This is a genomic window from Alphaproteobacteria bacterium (genome assembly GCA_033762625.1).
GTDB lineage: Bacteria > Pseudomonadota > Alphaproteobacteria > UBA9219 > RGZA01 > RGZA01.
This window is the reverse complement of record JANRLI010000007.1, coordinates 37,300-61,609: the sequence shown is the minus strand read 5'-3', so window position 1 is coordinate 61,609 and position 24,310 is coordinate 37,300. Positions and strand designations below refer to the sequence as shown.

Below are 24,310 nucleotides of genomic sequence, written 5' to 3'. Positions count from 1 at the left end.
ATTACTTGCGCACATATCGCTTGGCTTTTGGCCGTTTTTTGCTTGTCACACGCCAGAAAAGGCTTAAATATTGGAATAGATGTTACCCTAACAGCTCAGGAATTCCCAATGACCGAACTCAAAGAAAAATGCGTCAAGCAACTGGAAGAAGTTTTGGTTTCCGTTGAAAAGGCCATGAAAGATATTCAGGCCGGCAAATATGATGAAGCATCAGCTGTGTTAGAACAGCTCAAGGCTGGCTATCAGGAATCTAAAAAGGCATCGTAAAGCCCTTCAAAAATCCGCTTGATTTAGCGCATCATATCGACTAGAACATAAAGTGAACACTCTATCCGGAGCGCGACTTTATGGCAAAAAACTCAAACACCTATGTCTGCCAAAGCTGCGGCGGGGTTTCGCCCAAATGGGCGGGTAAATGCGAAGCCTGCGGCGGTTGGAACACGATGGTGGAGGAAGTTGCCAGTGTTGGCCCTAGCAAAAGTTTGGCGGGCGGAAAAAGTTCATCGGGCAAAAAATCAAAAGGTGTTGAGTTTGTCGAATTGCAGGGAACATCAACGCCCCTTCCCCGCCGCGTCAGCGACATTAGCGAATTCGACCGCGTATGTGGCGGCGGCTTAGTGCCAGGTTCCGCAGTGTTGGTTGGCGGTGACCCCGGTATTGGCAAATCCACATTGCTGCTTCAGGCGCTTGCCAAACTTTCACAAAAATATAATTGCGCTTATGTGTCGGGCGAAGAGTCGATCGACCAAATCCGGCTGCGCGCGGCGCGTCTTGGCCTTGCCGATGCCAAGCTGCATCTTGCGGCCAGCAACCATGTACGCGATATCGTCGCAACATTAAATGCGCATGATGCGCCCGATGTGATTGTGATTGATTCAATCCAGACCATGTTCACCGATGTATTGGATAGCGCGCCCGGCACGGTGGCGCAGGTGCGTTTGTCATCGCAGGAACTGATCAATGCGGCAAAAAAGCATGGTTCCGTGCTGCTTCTGGTCGGCCATGTGACCAAGGAAGGTACGCTGGCCGGCCCGCGCGTATTGGAACACATGGTGGATACCGTGTTGTATTTCGAAGGTGAGCGTACCCATCAATTCCGTATTTTGCGCGCGGTTAAAAACCGTTTCGGCGCGACCGATGAAATCGGCGTATTTGAAATGAGTAGTTTGGGCTTGCAGGAAGTCAAAAATCCATCTGCACTTTTTCTTGCCAACCGTTCAACGGAAGCCACCGGCACGGCTGTCTTTGCTGGCATGGAAGGTACACGCCCGATGCTCATTGAAATTCAGGCGCTGGTTGCACCATCCGCGCTTGGCAATCCGCGCCGCGCCAGTGTGGGGTGGGATAATGCGCGCCTTGCCATGCTGCTTGCGGTTTTGGAAACCCGTGCAGGGGTCGGCATTGGACCAAATGATGTTTATCTGAATGTGGCGGGCGGTATGCGCGTTGCAGAACCTGCCGCGGATTTGGCCGTTGCCGCTGCCCTTATGTCGTCCCTTTGTGATGAATCGGTGCCCGAAGATGCAATTATGTTCGGGGAAGTTGGCTTGTCCGGCGAAATCCGCCCCGTTTCAATGATTGAGCAACGGTTGAAAGAAGCCGCCAAGCTAGGCTTTAAGCAGGCCATCATCCCCACCATGCAGGAAGGCAAAACCATGCCGTCGCACGGCCTGCGACTCACCCAGCTTCGTCATGTAAGCGAATTAAGGGCACTTTTCGGCCAGATTCCACAACAAAAACGGGGTAAAAACAGAGGTGACATGCAAGGTCAAAAACCGCCGCTAAAGCGTTTTGCAGGTTAGTATTTTTTGGAAAATACCCTTTCACTGGACTATATAGTTTCAAGCCCTTGCGTTATGATGCGCCGCCCAGTTAATAAGGTGAGTTAGAACGTGTCCCGCGTTCGTTAACTCCCCCTTGCGAAAGAGCCAGATGACCATGCCCAATACAGCAGTCGATATTATCGTCATTATCATCATTCTGCTTTCTGCCGGTCTTGCTTTCATTCGTGGTTTTGTTCGTGAATCTCTCTCCCTTGGTACATGGTCGATTGCTGCCTATCTGGGCTTTACCCAATACGCGCTTGTCACGCCTTATCTCGAACAGCATGTCCACCAACCCCAGCTGCGCGATTTTGCGGGTGGCCTTGTAATTTTCGGCGGTGTGTTATTGCTGCTTATTCCCTTTAGCATGTACATCCGCAGCTTCATCAAAGGTGAACACATCACATCGATTGACCGCTCCTTTGGATTTTTGTTTGGTGCAGCGCGTGGCTATCTTCTGATCTCGATTATCTATCTGATTATATCGTGGTTGCTGCCGGAAGAAAAACAACCTGTTTGGCTAAAGGAAGCGAATACCAAGCCTGCCCTCGCCTATGGCGCAGACATGGTCAAAAACCTTATCCCTGAAGAACAGCGCGAATTAATGGAAAAGAAAGCCAAAAACACGCAGGAAAATAGCGAAGATGCTGTTGAAAGCGGCCAGGCAATCACAGACGAAACCGATAAGAATTCAGATATGTTACAAAATATTCTAAACAGTACAAAGAGCGCCGCACCCAAATGATGAACGACGAACCATCGCCGCATCTCACCACTTCGCCATTCGATGATGATCGTTTGCACGAATATTGCGGCGTATTTGCGGTTTACAACAACAAGGATGCATCCGCCCTTACTGCGCTTGGCCTTCATGCCCTGCAACATCGTGGACAGGAAGCGGCCGGTATCGTTACCTATGATGGCGAACATTTCCATGCGCATCACGCGTTGGGGCATGTTGGCAAAAACTTCAATAAGGAAGGCGTTATCCGCCGCTTGATGGGCCATATGGCGATTGGGCATAACCGTTATGCCACCACAGGCGAAACGGCGTTGCGTAACGTGCAACCCTTTTTTGCCGATTTTGAATTTGGCGGTTTTGCGCTTGCCCACAATGGCAACCTCACCAATGCCTACAGCTTGCGCAAGGATTTGATTAAACGCGGCAGCTTGTTCCACTCCACCACTGATACCGAAGTGGTTATTCATTTAATGGCGCAATCTGCGCAGCAATCCCCAATTGATCGTTTGATTGACGCGGTAAAACAGATTGAAGGCGCGTATTCGCTCGTCTGTCTTGCGCCAACCTGCATTATGGGTGTGCGTGATCCCTTGGGCCTTCGCCCGTTGGTATTGGGTAAAACCGGGGACACCTATGTGCTGGCCAGCGAAACCTGCGCGCTGGATATTATTGGCGCCGATTTTGTACGCGATATTGAAGCTGGCGAATTGGTGATGCTGGACGAACATGGCGTAACCAGTTTCCGTCCATTTGAAAAGGCACCATCGGAAAGAAAACAATCCCGCTTCTGCGTATTTGAATATATTTACTTCGCCCGCCCCGACAGCTTTATGCAAGGCCATTCCGTTTACGAAGTTCGCAAACGCATCGGGATGCAGCTTGCGCGCGAAGCACATGTGAAGGCCGATATCGTTGTACCTGTACCCGACAGCGGCGTTCCAGCTGCTATTGGCTATGCTGCGCAAAGCGGTTTGCCCTTTGAACTCGGGATTATCCGCAACCATTATGTGGGCCGTACCTTTATTGAACCTACCGACAATATCCGCCATTTGGGCGTGCGTTTAAAACACAACGCCAACCGCGCCATGCTGGAAGGCAAGCGCGTGATTTTGATTGATGACTCAATCGTGCGCGGCACAACATCAACAAAAATTGTAGAAATGGTACGGCAAGCCGGTGCAAAAGAAGTGCATATGCGCATTTCATCACCGCCAACCAAATTCAGCTGCTTCTACGGCATCGATACACCGGAAAAAGAAAAACTGATGGCACATAAATTCAGCGTGGATGAAATGGCCAAGTTGATCGGCGCTGACAGCTTGGCGTTTATTTCGCTTGATGGTTTATACCGCGCTGTGGGTGAGCAAAAACGCGATCCAGAGAAGCCAAGCTATTGCGATGCCTGTTTCAGCGGTGAATATCCGACGGCGCTGACCGATTTGAATAGCCGAATGGATGAACAACAGCTTTCCTTCCTTAATTCGGCCGCGGCTGAGTAGCGCTGCCCATTTCCATCGTCGTATATTTCATATTCTCGCCAAACGAAAATATAGCAACCACGGCATCTTTTTGATGATCGGGCGTTTGCGGCACGCAGAAAAATTCTGTTGCTGGTTTTTCGGCGACACCTTCCTTTTGCAGCTGCTGCATCACGGCCGGCACAACCCCTATTCCGAATTTACGTGCGATGCCTTCAATGTTATCGCCTTCTGCCAAATCAAAGCATACATTCACCTGACGATTATCGGTGCCCTTCTGGTGAATGACGGTAACTTTTGCATTCACTAAACCCAATTCGGCGAGCGATTTGGTAATGACAGGATTTTCCGAAATGCAATTGCGAACAGCTTTGGCAAAATGCAGGCTCACTTGCGTTGACGCACTTATTGACACGGGGCAGCCTCCTTCTCAATAATAGCAATACGCCATCATTGATGGATGAAACCTAATTATTTATGAACTCGCAGCGCAGCATTTTTTTAACAAAACTATCCACATCGTCATGCAAGACAACAGCAAAAAAAACACGCTAATTACCGGTGCTTCTCGCGGTCTTGGTTTTTTTCTTGCAACGCAACATGCCAAACGTGGCGATCACATTATTGCACTTGCGAAGACACAAGGTGGCCTCACAGAGCTGGATGATTCAATCAAAAAAGCGACGGGGCACAACGCAACACTCATTCCCTTCAATCTCACTTCGCCTGACACATCTTTTGCGATGCTGGGGCAAACCTTGTTTGAACGCTTTGGAAAGTTACACCGTTTGATTTTAAATGCAGCAACGATTGGCCCCTCAAGCCCTGTTGCGCACACAACCGAAAAAGACTGGCAATTAGTGATGGATGTAAACGTGACTGCAAATATACGTTTGCTGCGCCATCTAGATCCTTTGTTGCGTAACGCGGGAAATCCGCACATCACCTTCGTGACATGCAGCAGTTTGGGCGATGCATATTGGGGCGCGTATGGTGCAAGTAAAGCGGCCCTTAATCAATTGGCCGCCAGCTACGCCGTAGAAACTAAGCAGGCAGGCTTTAAAGTTGATGTATTCGACCCTGGCGTAATGGCTACGCAGCTTCGCCGCAACGCCTATCCTGGCGAGGATCAAAGCCAATTGGATAAGCCCGCCGACATCGCGTTAAGATATGTAAACGGTTAAAATATAAAAACTCGCAGAGCGCAGCGTATCTTTGTATAGTGCGCGCATATTAAACTGCATTTCTCATAAAAAACGAATGATTAGCAAAGTTATACGTGAAAAAATTGCGCATGAGCCAGTTGACGATAAGCTGCGCGAACTAACTGATATTCTCAAAAAGTTACCACGCGGTAGCAAAAAATTCCGCTATGGCGCGCACTTTTCTGTGGCGCTGCGTTTGTTTGAATCATTGGTGAATGATGACAAAGCGCTTGCGGCAACTCTGAAACATCTGAAACGTGAATATGTGCTGGATGCGTTTCGTGCTGGCTGCATTAAATCCTTCACGCAGATTGCCGATAAATTTGAAAATCACGCCAAAAAACTGGCGCATGTAACCGCAGATGATGATTTAAATCCGCTTGAGCCGATTAATTACCAAACCATCCGCCGTCTGCGTCAAATGGAACGTCTGGCAGTTGCAGCGCATTTCAGTGAAGCACAAACTTTCGACGTTAATCGTCTCAAAGGGCAATTGACGGGCTATCGCCGCACGCGCAAAAGGCTGGATAAGCTATTCAAGAAAGATGACATCGTCATCAAGCCGGGTGGAAGGCCAACGCAGTTTCAATACGCGCAATTACAGGCACGCCGCAGCCGCGCAAAACGTGCCCACATATAATTAATCATCCACATACGGGTTATCGCTTTTCTTGGTGTAAAAGCGTAGCACCACGCCGCCCATATCAAAGGTGCGGCGGAAATCGTTCGCCAGATAACGAATATATGTTTCCGGCAAATTCGTGGGTTTGTTGACCCAGATATTGAATGTAGGCGGGCGCGTTTTAATCTGCGTCATATAGCGGATTTTAATCGGGCGACCTGCCGTTAATGGGGGCGGATGATGGTCAAGCAAGGGTTGCAGCCAGCGGTTTAGTTCACTGGTGGAAATGCGCTTGTTCCATTTTTCATGAATTTCAAATACTGCTGCCATCAGCTTATCCAGCTTCTGGCCTTTGGTTGCCATGGTCATCACAATGGGAATATCAGGCAATTGCGCAATATTTTTATCAAGGAAGGAACGAAGAAACGCGGTCACTTCTTCCTTATTCGGAACCAAATCCCATTTGTTGATGCAGATGACAAGGCCGCGGCCTTCCCGTTCCACCATTTGCGCCAAATGCAAATCTTGATGTTCGAACATCTCCGTTGCGTCCACCACCAAGACTACAACATGTGCAAGCCGTACGGCGCGTTCGGTTTCGGCAACAGACATTTCTTCAATTTTTTCATGCACTTTGGTATTGCGGCGCAGCCCTGCGGTATCTACCAGCCGAATGGGCTGACCTTCATAATCCCATTGAATATGCACGGCATCGCGCGTCAGGCCTGCTTCGGGCCCTGTCAGCATGCGGTCATATCCCAGCAATGCGTTGACCAATGTTGATTTACCGGCATTCGGACGCCCGATAATAGCAAGATGCAGGGGTTTATGCTCTTCCGCCTCTTCACCTTCTTCATCGCCATCCGCGCGAACATCCTCATCAATCTTGAGCTGTTCGCGATCAATATACGGCTTCAGCGCTTCATATAAATCGCGCATACCCATATTATGCTCGGCGGAAATGGCAACCGGTTCGCCAAGACCCAACGCATGCAACTCATCAAACCCTTCTGGCAGATTATTATCGCATTTATTGGCAATCAAAATAATCGGCTTACTGCTTTTACGCAGAATGCCAGCTACATCGCGGTCGGTTGGCGTAAGGCCTGCCCGTGCATCCACCACAAATAACGCAATGTCTGATTGTTCGAGCGCGGATTTGGTCGTTGCGGTCATACGACCAGCCAAGCTTTCCTTATCAGCTTCTTCAACACCCGCGGTGTCTAGCACGGTAAAATCTAAGTCAAACAAGCTTCCGGATGCTTCGCGCCAATCACGCGTCACGCCCGGTTCATCATGCACCAGCGCAAGCTTTTTACCAGCTAAGCGATTAAATAGAGTGGATTTACCGACATTCGGGCGGCCAATTACGGAAACTTTCAGCATGGTATATTACCGCAAAGCCGTTAAGCGCCCATCATCGGTCAGCACGTACATCGTACGGGCAGCAACAATCGGCGGAAGATAAATAGGCGAAGAGAACGTACGCGTGGCAATCAGTTTTCCGTTCACAGGATTATAGCTATTGAATTCGCCCAGCGAATTGCCAAGCCATAATTTTCCGCCCGCCAATACAGGGCCAACCCATGCAATGGTTTCGGTGCGATTTTCAGGGTCAATATAGCGCGGCAAATCAATTGCCCAGCGCACATGTCCATCATCAACGGAAAGCGCAGCAAGTTGATTTTCGCTGGTCACAAGGAAAATACTGTTCCCTGCAAACCACGGGGTTTGCACGCTGCCCGCATCTGCTTCCCATATGCGTTTGCCACTCCGTTCATCCAACGCGACAAAACGCCCCGAATGGCTGATGATATGCACACGGCCGTTATACAGTACAGGCTGGCCTTCGATATCGGCCATCGCAGGCAATGTGCCCACGCGTTTGGTACTGGCAAGATTTTCTTGCCATGCCATGCGACCGTTGAAGCGGCGCAAGCCAAAAATTTCGCCGCTGCTGTAGGGTACGATCACCAAATCATCGGTTACCGTTGCGCTTGCCGTGCCAAGAAAGGAAGCAGATTCTTGAATGCCCGAATGATTCCAGCCCAATGAACCATCGGCAAACGAAAGTTCCTGCAGGGTGTTATTCAAACTGATGACGTAAACTTTGCCATCCACAATAATCGGCGCATTACGCACAGGGGTTTGCAAATTACGTTGCCATATTTGCTTACCCGTTGTGGCATCCAATTCCACAACAAAGCCATAGCTGGTTGTGACCACCAATTTACCTTGATCATACGCGATGCCAGCGCCTGCGATGGTGGCATCATCAGGGCGCTGTTCAGGAATACGTGTTTCCCATATGCGGTCACCGTTTTGCGCAGAAAATGCGGAAACGCGCGCTGATGCATCCACCGTAAAAATCTTGCCTGCTGCAACAATCGGCACAGCCGTTAATGCGCCATCGGAATTGGAGCCGGAACCAATTGAAACCGACCAGACTTCACGGGGATCAGCTGACAGCGTTGCGTTCCCATGCACACGCGCCAATGACCCGCCGGGTTGCGGCCAATCGACCACATCTTGCGCTGCAGGAATTTCAACAGGAATAGCGGCGGCATCCGCATCGGCCTTTAATGCACGTTCGGTTGAAAACACATCGCTACGTTTGCCAGGCAAGGCTCCGCGCTGGCCGGATTCCTTGCCAAACAGGCCTTCGCAACCGGTGAGCAAAACAACCGATGCCAGTAATACGATGAATAGTCTAACCATGCTGGTTGTTTAATGTTGAGGTTACTCGGGAATAGTTTATTGGGCTTTATAAACGCGGCCTAAAAGCTTTGCGCGTTCGACCACAGCGGTTGATGCTTCAGGGTCAATCACCATCTTGTTCAACTGTTCAATGGCTTTGTCCTTTTGGCCCAGCTTTGCGTATAAAACAGCTGATAATTCCAGTGCGCTAATATGCCATGGGTTCTTTGCATCCAGCAGCGGCTGCATTTCATCAATCAGCTTTTGTGCATCATCCTTATCGGCACGTGCGCGGATAGAAAGCAGCTTTGCATAATCGCGGTAAAGCGGTTTAATCGAACCATCGGAGCTTAATGCTGCCAACGCCTTCAATCCCGCTTCGATATTGCCTTGCTTGAAATAGCTACCAGCTTCGCCAAGTCCTGCGGCAACACGGTGCCCCTCCCCGCTTCCTGCAGTTGCCATTTTACCCAAATCCAGAATAGTGGCTTTGGCTTCATCGCCGCTGACCTTATCAAGATCTTTATCAAGCAGTGTAATCAGTTGCTCAGAATCCTTTTCCTGTTCCTGAATGCGCATATTCATCATAGTATTGCCAGCAGCAACCGCGACAATAATGGCAATGATCAGGGCAGCAATAAAATTACCATAACGGGTAAAGAAATTCTTGACCTGTTCGGCTTTTACCTCAGCATCCACTTCATCAATCAGCGCCTGCGCGTCAACATCGATTGGGACGTTTTTTTCCGGAATGTTTTTGGGGATCGTGTTCGTTTTAGCCACTGTACTAACCTATGATTATCCTGTTAATTAAGCTGCAAGATATACCCTGACTCTGGCTTCGTTTCAAACATAAGAAAAAAGATGAGTTTTAAAGCGTTTATAGGCGAAAGCATTGTTTCGCAAGGCAACCGGACCATGGGGCAGGCTTTGCTGGTGGAAGCTGGCCTTATCAAAGGCATGTGCCACGCAAGCGCCATTCCTGCTGGCGCTGAAACCATCAAGCTTGCCGGCCTTACACTTGCAGCAGGGCTGGTGGATGCGCAGGTCAATGGCGGGGGCGGAATTCTGTTCAATGATAACATCTCTGCAAACGGCATTGATGGGATTGCAAAAGCGCACCGCGAGGCAGGAACGACTTCGTTTTTACCAACACTTATTTCCGATACACCGGAAAAAACTACCATCGCCATAAACACTATCCGCGAATATGGGCAAAAAAATGGTGTGATGGGGATACATCTCGAAGGGCCGTTTTTAAATCCGGAACGCAGCGGTATTCATGAAAAAGACATTATCGCCAAAGCCAACACTTCGTTTTTGCACTCTCAGAAATTTTCTGGTTTGGGTGTTTGTTTAATTACTGTTGCGCCGGAAATATTTCAAAAAGGCGAATTGAAAAAACTACGCGATGCAGGCGCAATCCTCGCGGCTGGCCACAGCGCCGCCAATAAAGACCAGCTGGCGCAGGCCAAAAATGAAGGATTAACTGGCATTACCCATCTGTTCAACGCCATGGGCGGTATGAGCGCCAGAGAAACTGGCCTTAGTGGCGCAGCACTCAATGATGATGAATTGTGGTGCGGTATTATCGCTGATGGCGCCCATGTTGCGCCAGATATGCTGCGTTTAGCAGATAAGGCGAAACCAAATGGCAAATTGTTTTTGGTCAGTGATGCGATGCCACCTTCTGGCCAGCACCCGCAACAGCCCTTCGCCTTGCAAGGCAAATACATCAGAGCTGAAAATGGAAAATGCGTCGATGAACGCGGCGCATTGGCAGGTAGTGCCTTCACCTTGTTCGAATGCGTGCGTTACGCCGTGCAGCAGGCCGGATTTAAACTGGAACATGCACTCGCCATGGCAAGTTATTTCCCTGCACAATTCCTTGGTATTGAAAAAACAGTCGGTAGTTTTGTCGTTGGCGCGCGCGCAGATATTATTGCCTTTGATGACGGCATGAATTTAAAGCATGTCTTTATTGGCGGAAACGCAGCCTAGTTACAACCACGCCGCACCACGAAGGCCACTATCATCACCATGTTTGGCCTTTATAATCTTTGTCTTTACAACAGGTGATAGCGTGTATTTCCCAATCAGCGGCGGGACAAGTTTATAAATAATATCCAAATTGCTTACGCCGCCACCCAGAACTATCACATCCGGGTCAACAATCGTGATTAGCATTGCCAGCGCCTTGGCAAGGCGCGTTGCATAACGCTCCATCACGCTCATAATCGCGGCGTCATTTGCATTAATACCTGCGAGCAATTCATCATTGCCAATCGCACGCCCCAGCTTTTCAGCAAGCTGACGGTGCAGTGCCGGACCGGATAGGTAGCTTTCAATATCCCCTACCCGCCCGCAGCCACACATTGCGGGCACGTCATCCTTATCGGGAAAGGGAAACGCCACATGCCCCCATTCATTTGCACGGTGAGGCCCCGATGGCATTTTTTGATCGACCACCAATGCACCGCCAACGCCGGTGCCAAGGATTACGCCGTAGACAATGCGTGCGCCTGCGCCGGCGCCATCCCTGCTTTCCGATAACGTAAAACACGCCGCATCATTTGCAATATAAACGGGAACATTCAGGGCATTGGATAAATCATCACGGAATGGCTTGTCTTTTAGCGCCGTGACGTTTGGCGAAAACGTAATTACGCCTTTATCGGTATCAATCACGCCCGGCGTACAAATCCCCACGCGCTGCACGGTGTCGTTAGCTATATTCAGCTTAGCCACTAAATCTGTACACGCTTTTAAAATATCAGGATAAGTTTGCGGCGTTGCAATGCGGTGATGCCCCAGCACCGCACCATTCTGTGAAAGCGCGATACCCGCAATTTTTGTTCCACCCAGATCCAAACCAATATGTATCATCATCAGGCCGCTGGCAGGATAACGGTTTTTGCCCAGTATTTCATGGCTGTTGCGATGTCTTCGCAGAACTCGTCAAAGTCGATGGATTTCTGGATAAAGCCTGCTGCATGCAAACGATAGCATTCCTGCATTTCTTGCACGCGGATACTGTTGGTCAAAATGATCACCGGAATATCAGCAAGCTGCTGGTTCTTTTTAATAAGACGCAACAGTTCCATGCCGCTTATTTTAGGTAGATTTAGATCAAGCACAATCACATCCGGGCGCGCGCGACCATATTTTGTGTCATGGTTTTGCAAAAAATCCATCACCCGGTCGGGTTGCTGCATGCAATGGATATCAGCGGCAATACCGCATTGCTCGACTGCGTTTTTGAAAAGAATTTCATCGCTGGAATTATCTTCGATCAGCAATACCTGCAACGGCCGCTTGCGTGTTTTAGTAATAACTTCGCTCGCTGGCAGCTGCCCCGCCACATCAGGGGTTGGCGCGCCATCGTAAAAGAAATTCGGCTGGACATTCAGGATCTGCGCGATATGCATGAGCCGCCCAAGCGTCAGGGTTGTTGCCCCGCTTTCGTATTTCTGCACTTGCTGATAGGAAATGCCTAACATGGTCGCAAGCTCGGTTTGATTGAGCTTTAAGAGCTTGCGTCGTTCGCGTATTTTATTGCCGACAAATTGTTCAATAGAAGGTTGTTGCGTCATACGAATAGTTTATGGTCAAGTTCCAAAAAACGCAATAAAGCACATTCAACAGGTCTCATGCCGAATGAATCGCATTCGTGACGCCACTTTTATCCTGATCTCTGCCCTCGCCGCAGTCTTTGTGCTGGGCGGATATTTTTTATTGGAGGATAAAAACCGCCTCATCGAAGCTACCCAAAAAGAATTAAAGGGCGTTGCTGTCCAGCGTGAACTTTATAATCTGATGCTGGCGTTAGAAAATGTGCGCGGCAGCTCCGCCCCAGCCGCCAAGGGCAATGGCTATTTTATTGAGCTGCTTGAAAAGAATATGGCCATCATCAATGAAACCCGACAAGCCATCAATACTATGGAAGGCAGCAGTTTGTTGCCGCCGCTTCGCTGGAGCAGCTTTCAAAAAAGTGAACCACAGACTTTTGAAGAACGCACGCAGCAGATAAAGGATTTAAAAACCATCATGCGCGATGTGGGGGATAACTCCACCCTTATTCTCGATCCTGAGATGGCCAGCTATTATCTGGGCGATATTACCGTAAACCTGATTCCGGAGATTACCGAAGAAATCGCCATCACACGTGGAAGCATCACCAAAGCACTCATCAACCGAAACAGCATTGAATTGGATGTTATTCAAAGCCGGTTAATGCAACTGGCAACCATGCATGACAATTTAAGCCGCGCCAGCAACATCGTGCAGAACACCAAAACGCTCGATGCAATCTATGGCCCCAACAATGCGGATTTTGAAGCCGCCAACGCCTTTTACCGAGAGCTGATGCAGGCCGTCATTCGTGACCCCATGCGGTTTACAGGGCAAGAATTTTTTGAACGCAGTACGCAGGTCATAAACGCCTATGCGGCCGCGTTTGATTCATCAACCGACCTGCTCGCGCTGCATCTTAAAAAGCGTATCAAGGAAAATAAGGATGGCCGCGTCTTCACCATTTTCTATTTATTCTTCATTTATTGCTTTGTTGTATCTATCGGCTATATGGCATTGAATAATTATGTACAAAAGCAGGAAGTACTGGCCGCACGCGAAACCGCCCATATTCTAGAAAAACTGGAAAAAACCAATAATGAATTGGAACATTTTGCCTATGTCGCTTCACACGATTTGAAGGAACCGCTGCGCACCATCGCCAGCTTTGCCAAATTATTGCAGCAAAAATACGGGTTGGTTTTTGATGAAACCGGAAAGGAATATCTGAATATCCTTATGGCGGCATCCACACGCATGCAGCAGATGATTTCTGCCTTGCTGGACTATGCACGTATTGATTACGAAGCTTCCAAGCCGGAAGTGTTTGATTGCACTACAGAACTTAAACGTGTGCTGGAAAATTTACAGCAACCCATCGAACAATCGGCAGTTACTATTACTGCCGATAACTTACCCAGCATCACGCATCATGCAGGGCAATTCGCGCGGCTTATGCAAAATCTGATTAGCAATGCAATTAAATATCGGCGTGAAGATATCGCATCGCGTATCCATATCGGATGTGAAGACGTGGGATATGCATGGCAGTTCAGCGTGCAGGATAACGGTATTGGCGTTGACCCTGCTTACTTCAACAAAATCTTTGAGCCCTTTAAACGCCTGCACACCCAGCAACAATTCGAAGGCACGGGGATCGGGCTTGCCATGTGCAAAAAAACCGTGGAACGCATGGGTGGGAAGTTATGGCTAACCTCCAAGCCCAATGAAGGCAGTATTTTTTATTTTACGCTGCTGAAGCCTAAATAAAAATCTTACCCACTAAATACGGCGCACACTGCCCTGCTATCAGCACACGCTGCCCTTCAAGTCTGCATTTTAAAATGCCACCACGTGCAGATAACTGCGCTGCCATAAACTCCGATTTATTTAGCCGTTTCGCCCAATATGGAACCAACGTGCAATGCGATGAACCGGTGACAGGGTCATCAGGCATAGAATCCCGTGCACAAAAGAAGCGGCTGACAAAATCTGTTGTTGTGCCGGGCGCAGTGATACACACGCGCCGTCCCAATTTTGTGGCGATAATTTCAAAATCCGGATTAATTGCCCTGATAATGTCTTCATCCTTATAAACCACATAATAGTCGCGCCCCATATATACCTCCTGTGGCACGTTGCCATTCAGCGCGGTAATCAATTGCGGCGGCACGGTATCTACAGGCGGCGCAGGACGCGCAGGAAAATCCAGCGTTAAAAAATCACCCGCTTTGCGGACATATAAATCCCCCACCTGCCGTGTATAAAAATGAATGGTATCGGATGGATGCCTCAGATACGTGAAAATAACATAAGATGATGCAAGCGTTGCATGCCCGCATAAGTCAATCTCGCCCAATACTGTAAACCAGCGCAATTCATATCCATCACCCTTTGCAACAAAATAAGCGGTTTCAGAAAGATTATTTTCCTGCGCGATTTTCAAGAGCGTTTCATCCGGCAGCCATTCCGTTAACGGCACAACTGCTGCGGGATTTCCCTTAAATACAGCATTTGCAAACGCATCTACCTGATAAATGTTATATTCCGTCATAGGCTTTCCACTGCCTTCCATAAAAGTTCTAGATCTTCATCACGCGATAAACGATGCTCGCCATCTTCTACGTAAAGGATCCGCACATCTTTGCTTTGCAATCGCTTCCTTAATTTCTCGGCGGTTTCCCATGGCACATCTTTATCCTGCTTGCCCTGAATAAGGCGGACAGGCGCGGTGATCGCAATTGGCGCGCGCAGCACTAAATGTTCCCGCCCATCTTGTACCAATTTGAGCGTATAGGGAACTGGCGCACCATATTCCGATGGTTCCCAAATCACGCCCTTCTCCTGTATTTCGGTTTTCTGTTCGGGCGTAAATAAATCCCACATCAAATCTTCAGTAAAATCGGGCGCAGCCGCTATGCCTACCAACCCCTGAACCCGTTCGGGGCGCGCCAATGCCAGCATCAACATAATCCACCCACCCATACTGGAGCCAACTAGAATGAGCTTACCCGTCGTGACCTCATCCAGCACGGCCAGCGCATCCTTAAACCAGTCACCGATACAGCCATCTATAAATTGGCCAGATGATTTGCCATGCCCCGAATAGTCAAACCGTGTAAGCTGGCGATTATTGGCAATGCAACGCGCCGCTAAAAAGCTTGCTTTTGAGCCCATCATATCGGAAAAGAAACCGGGCAAAAATAACAGGTTAGGCTTAACGGGATTCGGCCCGTCACTTATGCGTCCATCAACGCGATAAGCGATGGTTTGGTTATTTGCCTTTAAGGTTTTATATTGGAATTGTTCTTCGGTTTTTTCTATTGGCATTTTGTTCGTACAGGTTGTTGGTAAACTATGGTGGCAAATCCTAAGGCTGTCCAGACGAAGATTAAAAAGGAAGCCCCAGCGAAAAAGGCTGGCGGAAAGGCTGCGCCGCCTGTTGGCGCGAATGCGGAAGTCAATAAATCGCTCAATGCCCGCATTCTTATTCTCAGCCCCGATTTGAACAATGCGATGCTGGGCCGTCAGGCCGTTGATTTGGCAATCCGCGTAAGAGCCGAAGGCGGTCATCCCTTTATTGCCTCCCCCGGTGGCTTGTTGAAGTTGGAACTGCAACGCCAGAAAATTCCACACAAAATGCTGCCGGATATGCGCGCATCCGCGCTTGGTCATATGGTCGCGGTATTTCAACTGGTGCGCTGGGCACGTGAACAACATATTCATTTTATCCATGCGCTTGATTTCTCGCTGTCGCGTTTTGCATATGAAGTCATGCTGAAAACGGGCATGCACACCGCCATTTCACTTAACCAGCCGATCATCTCGGTGCTGGCGGGACGTAACGCGGAAATTCTGCGCAGCTTTGCGCGGATCATTGTCCCATCCAGCTATGCACGTGAACAATTGTTGCAGCAACTTGGCCTGCCGGAAAGCGTTGTGCGCACCATTATTCCCGGCATCAATCTGGGGGTTGTACATTATGACCGCATATCCCCCCAAAAAATCATGACATTGGAAAAGAACTGGCAATTACCGGATGACCACCCGATTGTCGTTGTGCCTGACTGCCCGCTGGATCCGGTTATTTTCGATACCATGGCGACCGCCTTCAAGGAATTGAAGGAACGCAACATCACCACCATATTATTTGTGCCGGAAGAAGAACGCGCATTTATCATCAAACGGGTTGCGGCATTTGGTTTGCTAACCCATGTGATTGTAACCAGCGATGTGCAAGACCGCATTCCGGCATTGTGGCTTGCGCACACTGTTTTGGTAACCGGCTTTCAGGGCCAAGAGTCTTTACGTGCACTTATTGAAGCGCAGGCAATGGGCCGGCCGATTGTAGCATTTGACCGCAACGGCCTTGGCGAAATTATGCTGCGTGACAACGCAACCGTGCTGTTGCCGGCAGATCAGGTTAACCGCCTTACTGCGGCGCTCGCACGCAGCCTCAAACTTTCCACCGAACAACGACAATCCTTTGCCTTTCGCGCCCGTTCATTTGTTGAAAACAACTTTGACCGCAAGCAAATGATTGAAGATGTTATTGATACGTACCGCGAACTTCGTGAGATACAAAATTAAATTCACTTGATAAGATAGACATATGAACCAGCCAGCCGAAAAAATGATCAGCATCACCCTACCCGATGGCAATGTGCGTCAATTGCCGCAAGGCGCAACTGCGTTTGATCTTGCCAACAACATTTCCAAAAGCCTTGCCAAGGTTTCAATTGCCGCGCGAATTGATGGCGAATTGCGCGATTTAACACTGCCACTGCATGATGGCGCAAAGGTTGCGATAATTACACGCGATATGCCGGAAGCACTCGAAATCATCCGCCACGATGCTGCACACGTCATGGCCGAAGCTGTACAGGCGCTTTATCCCGGCACGCAGGTTACGATTGGTCCCGCAATTGAAAACGGTTTCTATTACGACTTCGCGCGCGACACACCCTTTACGCCAGAAGATCTGGAAAAAATTGAAGCGAAGATGCGGCAGATTATTGCGGCCGACCGCCCCTTCACCAGAGAAGTGTGGGATAGAAACAAAGCTATCCAGCATTTCGAGGGGCTAGGCGAAAAATATAAAGCCATCATCATTCAGGATTTGCCATCAACGGAAACCATCACCATCTACCGTCAAGGCGATTGGTATGATTTATGCCGCGGGCCGCATTTGCCCAGTACGGGAAAAATCGGTAATGGTTTTAAACTGATGCGGGTTGCGGGCGCCTATTGGCGCGGCGATGCAAAGAATGCGCAATTGCAACGGATTTACGGCACCGCGTGGCGTAATGAAGTTGAATTGAAGGCTCACCTAACACAACTCGAAGAAGCCGAAAAGCGCGACCATCGCCGCCTTGGCAAAGAAATGGAACTTTTCCATCTGCAAGACGATGCGGCGGGCTCCATCTTCTGGCATCCTCATGGTTGGACGTTGTATCGCACACTTGAAAACTACATCCGCGCCCGCATTCAGCAAGATGGCTATGTGGAAGTGAAAACTCCGCAACTGGTGAACAGCAGCATGTTCATTAAGTCCGGTCACTGGGATATGTATGGCGATAAAATGTTCCGCGTGGTTCTGGATGAAGAAACCATGTTCGGCATCAAGCCCATGAACTGCCCTTGCCATGTTCAGGTGTACAATCAGGGCATGAAGAGCTACCGCGATTTACCCATCCGCATGGCGGAATTCGGTTCATGCCACCGCAATGAACCATCGGGCAGTTTGCACGGCATTATGCGTGTGCGTGGCTTTGTGCAGGATGATGCGCATATCTTCTGCCGTGAAGATCAAGTCATGGCCGAAAGCTTGAAATACTGCGCCATGCAAATGAAGGTGTATGAAGATTTGGGTTTTCCAACTGAAAACGTCACCATTAAGCTTGCGCTGCGCCCTGATGTGCGCGGCGGCACGGATGAAATCTGGGATAAAGCTGAAGATGGGTTGCGCAAAGCATTAACCGCCGCAGGCATGACATTCGAAGAAATTCCGAATGAAGGCGCGTTTTATGGACCCAAGATTGAATTCCATTTGACCGATGCGATTGGCCGCGTATGGCAATGCGGTACGTTGCAGCTTGATTTCGTTCTGCCCGAACGGCTTGATGCGCATTACATCGGCGAAGACGGTAACAAACACCGCCCCGTCATGCTTCACCGCGCGATGCTTGGTTCCATGGAACGCTTCATCGGGATTATGATCGAGCATTTCTCCGGTAAATTCCCGCTTTGGCTTGCACCATTGCAAGTGGTGGTTGCTGGCATCACCAATGATATGGATGATTATACGCGCGAAGTATTAGCCGCATGTAAAGCCGCAGGTCTGCGCGCCGATATTGATATCCGCAATGAAAAAATCAATTACAAGATCCGCGAGCATTCCTTGAAAAAGGTGCCGCTGATGTTGGTTGTTGGTAAAAAGGAAGCCGAAAATCGCACTGTGGCACTTCGTCGCCTTGGCGGTGAAAATCAGGAATTGCTAAGCTTGAGCGATGCGATCGCCAAATTGAAGGATGAGGCAAAAACCCCGTTGGAGAAGTAGAATTGAAACGCACTCCAGTCAAAACCAATCCGCTGCATTTCGATACGTTCGGTAGCCTGAACCATGTGTTGGAATCTATCGACCGGATGGTCCCTATTATCTTCAAGGGAGAAGATTTATCCTTCATCCCCACACTGAAAACCACCATTCGCCTGCATGCAATCCAGCATAAATGGGATGTCATTGTACTTAGCCTTAGCAAGGGTATGGCGCGGCAAGAGCTGGATATCATTTTGAACCATATGCCGGAACATGAAGGCCCGTTGATCGTTGATGCAACCGCCAGTACGCCTGAACATGAAGTGGTCTATAATGAAGCGCTGTTGCTCGCACGCAAGGAACGCATTTTACGCCTGAACGATGAAACAGGCGACATTATGGTTATCCTTTACGGGATTGATGGCATCGACCCGCCCATGGAACGCAAATTGCTGATGCGCCGTATGCATTATATGGGTACAACATTGGACATGCTGCTCGAGCGGAATGAAGATGTTGAAGGCGGCGCCAATGAAGAAGGCTTTACGGGAGCATTACAGCGTGCATTAAGCCATATCCGCAGCATTTACCAACACGATAAATCAGAAGAAGCAATAGCCCAAAGTGAACGCACATCAAGCGCTGCTTTCATGGCGTTGTCATCCCTAATCTTAGCGTATGAATTCACCCAGGCAGATTATCTCAAAGAGCGTTTGAGTATCATCATCAATAACTTCAAAGAATTACCAGAGATCTTTAAAGGCGCCGATTTAAACTACGATCCATACGTCAAAGCCGCGAATGAATTACAGAACAAACAACCCGAATTAGAAAACAAACAACCCGAGTTGCAGAACAAACAGCCCGAAGCCCGCAGACCGGACAACCAGTTGCAAAACCGTCCTGAAATTCCTGATTTATTGGAAAACAACCATAGCGCAGTGGATAGCCTGCAAAACACGCCTGGTGCATTGAATGAATTGTTGAATAACGCGCAAGCGATGAACAATCTCGCAAACACACCCAATTCTGTCGTGCTACAAAACAATCCGATAATTAAAGAGAAGGTCGAAGCGGAACATAAACGCCACACGCACCATTACGACCAGCTGGGTCCAAAAATGGAACCAAATTAGGGATACTGGCGTTCTTGCGCCCAATTACCGTTTGAATTTTTTGTAAAAACAACACGGTCATGCAAGCGAAACGGCATATCTTGCCAGAACTCGATGAAACGTGGCACAACACGGTAACCCGACCAATGCGGTGGGCGAGGTACCGGAACGCCTTTATATTTTTCTTCAAATTCCTTCACGCGATTTTCCAAAACACTGCGTGCATCAAGATGCGATGATTGAAGCGAAGCCCATGCACCAATCTGGCTGCCACGGGGCCGCGAATTGAAATAATCATCCGCCTCCTTTTCACTCACGCGCTCCACGCTTCCTTCAATGCGCACCTGACGGCGAATGGATTTCCAGTGGAAGGTTAGTGCAGCTTTGGGCGAACCCAACAGCTGTTTACCTTTGCGCGATAAGGTGTTGGTAAAAAAACAAAATCCGTTTGCGTCATAGCCTTTAAGCAGTACGATTCGTAAGCTCGGGAAGCCTTCATCCCCAAGCGTGGCAAGAGCCATTGCATTAGGGTCGTTTATTTCGTTTTTTTCTGCTTCGGCAAACCAAAGCGCAAATAAATCAAAGGGGTTATCGCCAGAAATGGGTGGGCGCGCCGGATTATCGTGTTCCATATCATACCTTCTACTTGTTTTCGTCAAAGTCTCGCCTTATTGACTATATACTTAATAACTTAGAACATGATGCGCAAATTGACACAACCCTGCCCATTAAACTTTTAAAAAAGGTCACGAAATGAAACGCACCCTCTCCACTACCTCCATTGCATTATTATTGCTTGCATCGCTTTCACTGGGCGCATGCCAAACAGACAACTGGGGCAGCAAACAAACTGGCGGCACATTGCTTGGTGCTGGTGGTGGTGCATTGCTGGGCAACCAATTCGGCAAAGGAACCGGCAATGTGGTCATGACGGCGCTTGGCGCAGTTGCTGGCGCATGGCTTGGCAATGAAATCGGTTCATCCCTTGATAACGCCGACAGAGCCGCGCTTCAAAAAGCCCAATACCGTGCCTACGATGCTCCGGTTGGCAAAACCATTACGTGGAACAACCCGCAAAACGGCAATTCCGGTAGCTTCACACCTGTTCGTGATGGCCAAGCCAGCGATGGCAGCTATTGCCGTGAATTCAACCAAACCGTCAATATCGGGGGCAGACAGCAAAATGCTTATGGCACCGCTTGCCGCCAACCCGATGGTTCATGGCAGATTCAGCAATAATCTGACGCTGTAGCAATCATTGAAAGACCGTTGCCGTTTGTTTAGTATAATGGCGACGGTCTTTTTCTTTTGGTGGTTCTTGATTAATGCGTGATCCCTATGAAATTCTTGGAGTTAGTCGCAGCGCAAGCGATGACGAGATTAAAAACGCCTATCGTGCGCTCGCTAAAAAATACCATCCGGATTTAAATCCCGGCAAAAAAGATGTTGAAGCCAAATTCAAGGAAGTAAACGGCGCTTACGATATTCTGGGAGACACAGCCAAACGCGCCAAATATGACCGCGGCGAAACCGATGCCATGGGCAATGCCCGCACCGCGCAGCAAAATTATAACGCCGCACGCAATGCGCGCGCGCAAAACCCGTTTAACGATCCGATGGGTGATTTTTCATCGGAAGATATTTTTGCCGATCTGTTTGGCGGAATGAAGGCCAAATCCACCCGCTTCCATGGAAATTGGGGCGCAGGCGCTGACCCATTCGCTAATGCACGCGAAAAGGCAAAAGGCTCCGACCTTACTGAAACCTTACGTGTAAGTTTTACCGAAGCAGCGCTAGGCACCAAAAAACGCATCACACTGGGCACAGGCAAAACCATCGAAATCAACGTGCCCGCAGCCACCGAAAGCGGCACAAAGTTGCGTTTGAAACAACAAGGTTATGCGGGCTTTCAAGAAGGCCGTGCGGGTGATGCGATTATCGAAATTCAGGTTGATGCCCATCCGTTTTTCTCACGCAAGGGAATGGATGTGTTGTGCGAAATTCCAATCACCATTTACGAAGCCATTTTGGGGGCAACCGTTTCTGTTCCCACTTTGGAAGGCAGTGCGGAAATCAAAATTCCAAAAGGCGCCAACACTGGAACCAATTTGCGCCTTCGCGGCAAAGGCATTTCTGACCCGCAAGGTGTGCGCGGCGATCAATATGTAAAAATGCGCGTCATGCTGCCCGACGTTCATGATGAACAATTGGTCAAGTTTATGGAAAAATGGTCACACAACCACCCCTATGACCCGCGCAAAAAAGCAGGTATTAATTAAGCTTTAGAAGATGCAATTTGCCAAAAGACCGCATTTGCTCTAGCTTTTGCGGTTCATTCTTTCGAATCTTTTTATCCCCTTGAGGTTTTTCAATGAACGACGTTAATGAACCCGTAAAAGGTACGCTGATGAAGGGTAAGCGCGGCCTTATTCTGGGTGTAGCCAATGACCGATCAATTGCATACGGTATCGCCCAAGTTGCTGCGGCCCAAGGCGCGGAACTTGCCCTGAACTATCAAATTGATGCGTTGGCAAAGCGCGTTGTGCCGCTGGCTGAACAGCTTGGTGCAAAGATTATTGAAAAGGCGGATGTGCAGGATGATGAAAGCATGGACCGTTTGTTCAAAACGATTGAACAAAAATGGGGCGGGCTTGATTTTGTGGTTCACTGCGTTGCCTTCTCCGACAAAAACGAATTGGACGGCAAATATGTCGATACAACGCGCGCAAACTTCCTCAACACCATGGATATTTCATGCTTCTCCTTCACCAATGTGTGCAAGAAAGCAGCGCCGCTGATGAAAAACGGAGGGTCTATGCTAACCCTTTCCTATCTCGGCGCGGAACGTGTGATGCCGCATTATAATGTGATGGGCGTTGCCAAAGCCGCACTGGAAGCAAGCGTCCGCTATCTTGCGGTTGATTTGGGCGGCCAAGGCATTCGCGTGAATGCAATTTCTGCTGGCCCGATTAAAACCCTTGCCGCAAGCGGTATCGGCGATTTCCGCCACATCCTGCGCTGGAACGAAATCAACGCGCCATTAAAGAAAAATGTAACGCAGGTTGAAGTGGGCAATATGGGCTTGTTCTTGTTATCGGACATGGGCACGGGCGTCACAGGCGAAGTTGTGCATGTGGATGCCGGCTATCACGCCGTCGGCATGGTGGCGGTGGACGAGACCGTAGCGCTTGGCGAAATGCTGAATAACATGAACGCGATAAAGGCGGCGAATGGCTAAATTCGTATTTGTCTTGATGTGTGTTTGTCTGTTCCTTGGCAGTGCTCAGCTTGCAAACGCGCAACAATACAAATACGTGATGCGTCCGCTTTCTTCTGTTGGAAAAGTTACTGGCGGAAAATGCAACCAGAACAAAGAATGCGTTAACGGCTATACATCAAAGGACCAAAAAAAGTTCACGATGCTATGCCTCACGCGTAAACAGGCAGGAAAGCGCGTGGTTGACGATAGCCACGTTCCTAATTACGGGTTGACATGCGGTTGCTTGCCGGATGTCCATCATTGCGGCTATATCGAGCCCGAGTATCTAGGAAGATAGAGGTGAACCATGTTAAAACTAATCGCGTTGGTACTGGTTACATGTGTGCTTAGTGGCTCTGCGTTGGCTTATGGCTATGGCAAGGCTGCGCCTGTTCCCTACCCCACACCAAAAACAGGTTCACGTCTTGGCAATGTTACAGGCGGCGATTGCAAAACAAATGAGGATTGCTGGCAGGCCTGCACAAACAAGGGTGATAAGCTTGCCGTTACGTGCCTGAGCACCGGTGAAGGTAGCAGTAATTGCAGCGATGCAGAGAGCCCACCGCCGGGCGGCCTTGCTTGCGAATGCTTGCAAGACTCAAAACATTGCGGTTATGCATTTCCATCCAATCATTAGTTAGGAAAAAATAAATGCGGCATTTATTGGTTAAACTCATCACGCTACTTTTGTTCACGCTGTTCATTGCGGGTGATGCGTTCGCCAATCAGCAAGGCTTTGGTGTTCCTGCGATTAAAGCCTACCCAACTGTGTGGCCTGTGTCACGTCTTGGCAAAGTAACCGGTGAAACATGCTTAACTGACCGTGATTGCATTGTGGGCTGCACTGCGAATGATACCGATACCATCAAATGCCTAGCCTTGCAGGAAGCAAGCAATGCCTGCGTTGACCCAGATGCAGCACCAACCGCAGATCGTCCATGCGTATGCTTGACCGATGCAAAGCATTGCGGTTTTTCATTCCCTGTTGCGCAAACCGAAGAGCTGACAATTACAACCCAGCATACCGTCGTGACCGAAACGCATAAATCGAAACCAAAGAAATCAACAGCAAAAAAACCCGCAACTAACAAGAAACCAAAAAAGAAAGCGGTAAAGAAAACCACAAAGGCACCATCAGCATCTGGTGCAGCTGCAATGGCTGCTCCCTCAACCCCATCATCAACGACCACATCCACTCCTTCATCAACACCAACGGCGCCTGCACCGCTTCCTGCTCCCGCGCCAGTAATGGGGCATTAAG

General features: G+C 49.1%; 26 protein-coding genes. 17 read left to right on the top strand and 9 right to left on the bottom strand.

The features are described from left to right. The first annotated feature begins 108 nt into the window (after positions 1-108). The 4 genes from SFW65_03980 (at position 109) to purF (ending at position 4,064) form a co-directional block, all read left to right on the top strand. Entirely contained in the window at positions 109-267 is a 159-nt protein-coding gene (locus SFW65_03980; protein ID MDX1922275.1) for a hypothetical protein, read from the top strand. 80 nt (positions 268-347) lie between these two features. Then, positions 348-1,802 (top strand): DNA repair protein RadA, encoded by a 1,455-nt coding sequence (radA, locus tag SFW65_03975; GenBank protein MDX1922274.1) that lies wholly within the window; start codon positions 348-350, stop codon positions 1,800-1,802. Between the two features lie 136 nt (positions 1,803-1,938). Beyond that, complete coding sequence (locus SFW65_03970) at positions 1,939-2,568, top strand: CvpA family protein (protein MDX1922273.1); 630 nt, start codon at positions 1,939-1,941, stop codon at positions 2,566-2,568. After that, a complete protein-coding gene (purF, locus tag SFW65_03965) occupies positions 2,565-4,064 on the top strand; it encodes an amidophosphoribosyltransferase (protein MDX1922272.1) in 1,500 nt (499 codons plus the stop codon). Before SFW65_03970 ends, purF begins: the two co-directional genes overlap by 4 nt. Here purF and SFW65_03960 read toward each other — a convergent pair. After that, positions 4,042-4,458 (bottom strand): hypothetical protein, encoded by a 417-nt coding sequence (locus tag SFW65_03960; protein MDX1922271.1) that lies wholly within the window; start codon positions 4,456-4,458, stop codon positions 4,042-4,044. The two genes, purF and SFW65_03960, sit on opposite strands and share 23 nt — an antisense overlap. Before the next feature lie 109 nt (positions 4,459-4,567). On the opposite strand from SFW65_03960, the gene SFW65_03955 reads away from it, so the two are divergent. Together SFW65_03955 and SFW65_03950 are read left to right on the top strand one after the other, a co-directional pair. Next, on the top strand, positions 4,568-5,227 hold the full coding sequence (locus SFW65_03955) for an SDR family NAD(P)-dependent oxidoreductase (protein ID MDX1922270.1): 660 nt from the start codon (positions 4,568-4,570) through the stop codon (positions 5,225-5,227). Positions 5,228-5,303: 76 nt separating this feature from the next. Next, complete coding sequence (locus tag SFW65_03950) at positions 5,304-5,888, top strand: hypothetical protein (GenBank protein MDX1922269.1); 585 nt, start codon at positions 5,304-5,306, stop codon at positions 5,886-5,888. Here the strand turns inward: SFW65_03950 and der are convergent, their stop codons facing one another. Genes der through SFW65_03935 form a run of 3 tightly spaced genes read right to left on the bottom strand, consistent with a single transcriptional unit; the run spans position 5,889 to position 9,350 of the window. Beyond that, complete coding sequence (gene der, locus SFW65_03945) at positions 5,889-7,256, bottom strand: ribosome biogenesis GTPase Der (GenBank protein ID MDX1922268.1); 1,368 nt, start codon at positions 7,254-7,256, stop codon at positions 5,889-5,891. A gap of 6 nt (positions 7,257-7,262) precedes the next feature. Next, positions 7,263-8,588, bottom strand: a complete 1,326-nt coding sequence (locus tag SFW65_03940) for a PQQ-binding-like beta-propeller repeat protein (GenBank protein ID MDX1922267.1) — start codon at positions 8,586-8,588, stop codon at positions 7,263-7,265. Positions 8,589-8,624: 36 nt separating this feature from the next. Continuing rightward, positions 8,625-9,350 (bottom strand): hypothetical protein, encoded by a 726-nt coding sequence (locus SFW65_03935; GenBank protein MDX1922266.1) that lies wholly within the window; start codon positions 9,348-9,350, stop codon positions 8,625-8,627. 81 nt (positions 9,351-9,431) lie between these two features. Here SFW65_03935 and nagA point away from each other — a divergent pair, with 81 nt between their 5' ends. Beyond that, on the top strand, positions 9,432-10,568 hold the full coding sequence (gene nagA, locus SFW65_03930; protein MDX1922265.1) for an N-acetylglucosamine-6-phosphate deacetylase: 1,137 nt from the start codon (positions 9,432-9,434) through the stop codon (positions 10,566-10,568). Here nagA and SFW65_03925 read toward each other — a convergent pair whose 3' ends face one another. Together SFW65_03925 and SFW65_03920 are read right to left on the bottom strand one after the other, a co-directional pair. Further along, entirely contained in the window at positions 10,569-11,456 is an 888-nt protein-coding gene (locus SFW65_03925) for an ROK family protein (protein ID MDX1922264.1), read from the bottom strand. Beyond that, positions 11,456-12,160 carry a response regulator gene (locus tag SFW65_03920; protein ID MDX1922263.1) on the bottom strand — a complete coding sequence of 235 codons (705 nt, stop codon included), beginning with the start codon at positions 12,158-12,160 and terminating at the stop codon, positions 11,456-11,458. Before SFW65_03920 ends, SFW65_03925 begins: the two co-directional genes overlap by 1 nt. A gap of 64 nt (positions 12,161-12,224) precedes the next feature. Here SFW65_03920 and SFW65_03915 point away from each other — a divergent pair, with 64 nt between their 5' ends. Further along, entirely contained in the window at positions 12,225-13,907 is a 1,683-nt protein-coding gene (locus SFW65_03915) for an ATP-binding protein (GenBank protein MDX1922262.1), read from the top strand. Here SFW65_03915 and SFW65_03910 read toward each other — a convergent pair. After that, on the bottom strand, positions 13,900-14,691 hold the full coding sequence (locus SFW65_03910; protein MDX1922261.1) for a PhzF family phenazine biosynthesis protein: 792 nt from the start codon (positions 14,689-14,691) through the stop codon (positions 13,900-13,902). The two genes, SFW65_03915 and SFW65_03910, sit on opposite strands and share 8 nt — an antisense overlap. Beyond that, the gene (locus SFW65_03905) at positions 14,688-15,467 is read right to left on the bottom strand and encodes an alpha/beta hydrolase (protein MDX1922260.1); all 780 of its coding nucleotides are present in this window, start codon (positions 15,465-15,467) and stop codon (positions 14,688-14,690) included. The genes SFW65_03910 and SFW65_03905 overlap by 4 nt, the downstream gene beginning before the upstream one ends. 27 nt (positions 15,468-15,494) lie before the next feature. Between SFW65_03905 and SFW65_03900 the strand changes: the two genes are divergently transcribed. From SFW65_03900 to SFW65_03890, 3 genes are read left to right on the top strand one after another with little or no spacing between them, the layout of a single operon-like run. Continuing rightward, on the top strand, positions 15,495-16,727 hold the full coding sequence (locus tag SFW65_03900; GenBank protein MDX1922259.1) for a glycosyltransferase family 4 protein: 1,233 nt from the start codon (positions 15,495-15,497) through the stop codon (positions 16,725-16,727). 43 nt (positions 16,728-16,770) lie between these two features. Next, entirely contained in the window at positions 16,771-18,696 is a 1,926-nt protein-coding gene (gene thrS, locus SFW65_03895; GenBank protein MDX1922258.1) for a threonine--tRNA ligase, read from the top strand. Between the two features lie 2 nt (positions 18,697-18,698). Next, positions 18,699-19,811 carry a hypothetical protein gene (locus tag SFW65_03890; protein MDX1922257.1) on the top strand — a complete coding sequence of 371 codons (1,113 nt, stop codon included), beginning with the start codon at positions 18,699-18,701 and terminating at the stop codon, positions 19,809-19,811. On the opposite strand, the gene pdxH is transcribed toward SFW65_03890, so the two are convergent. After that, positions 19,808-20,422, bottom strand: coding sequence for a pyridoxamine 5'-phosphate oxidase (pdxH, locus tag SFW65_03885; GenBank protein MDX1922256.1), 615 nt, complete (start codon positions 20,420-20,422; stop codon positions 19,808-19,810). The two genes, SFW65_03890 and pdxH, sit on opposite strands and share 4 nt — an antisense overlap. A gap of 121 nt (positions 20,423-20,543) precedes the next feature. Between pdxH and SFW65_03880 the strand changes: the two genes are divergently transcribed. The 6 genes from SFW65_03880 (at position 20,544) to SFW65_03855 (ending at position 24,309) form a co-directional block, all read left to right on the top strand. After that, positions 20,544-21,029 (top strand): RT0821/Lpp0805 family surface protein, encoded by a 486-nt coding sequence (locus tag SFW65_03880; GenBank protein ID MDX1922255.1) that lies wholly within the window; start codon positions 20,544-20,546, stop codon positions 21,027-21,029. Positions 21,030-21,115: 86 nt separating this feature from the next. Further along, a complete protein-coding gene (locus tag SFW65_03875; GenBank protein ID MDX1922254.1) occupies positions 21,116-22,069 on the top strand; it encodes a DnaJ C-terminal domain-containing protein in 954 nt (317 codons plus the stop codon). Between the two features lie 92 nt (positions 22,070-22,161). Beyond that, complete coding sequence (locus SFW65_03870) at positions 22,162-23,028, top strand: SDR family oxidoreductase (GenBank protein ID MDX1922253.1); 867 nt, start codon at positions 22,162-22,164, stop codon at positions 23,026-23,028. Continuing rightward, the gene (locus tag SFW65_03865; protein ID MDX1922252.1) at positions 23,021-23,347 is read left to right on the top strand and encodes a hypothetical protein; all 327 of its coding nucleotides are present in this window, start codon (positions 23,021-23,023) and stop codon (positions 23,345-23,347) included. The genes SFW65_03870 and SFW65_03865 overlap by 8 nt, the downstream gene beginning before the upstream one ends. 9 nt (positions 23,348-23,356) lie before the next feature. Further along, positions 23,357-23,686: a hypothetical protein gene (locus tag SFW65_03860; GenBank protein MDX1922251.1), complete on the top strand. Its 330-nt coding sequence runs from the start codon at positions 23,357-23,359 to the stop codon at positions 23,684-23,686. A 14-nt stretch (positions 23,687-23,700) separates the two neighbouring features. Next, a complete protein-coding gene (locus SFW65_03855; protein ID MDX1922250.1) occupies positions 23,701-24,309 on the top strand; it encodes a hypothetical protein in 609 nt (202 codons plus the stop codon). Position 24,310 lies beyond the last annotated feature (1 nt).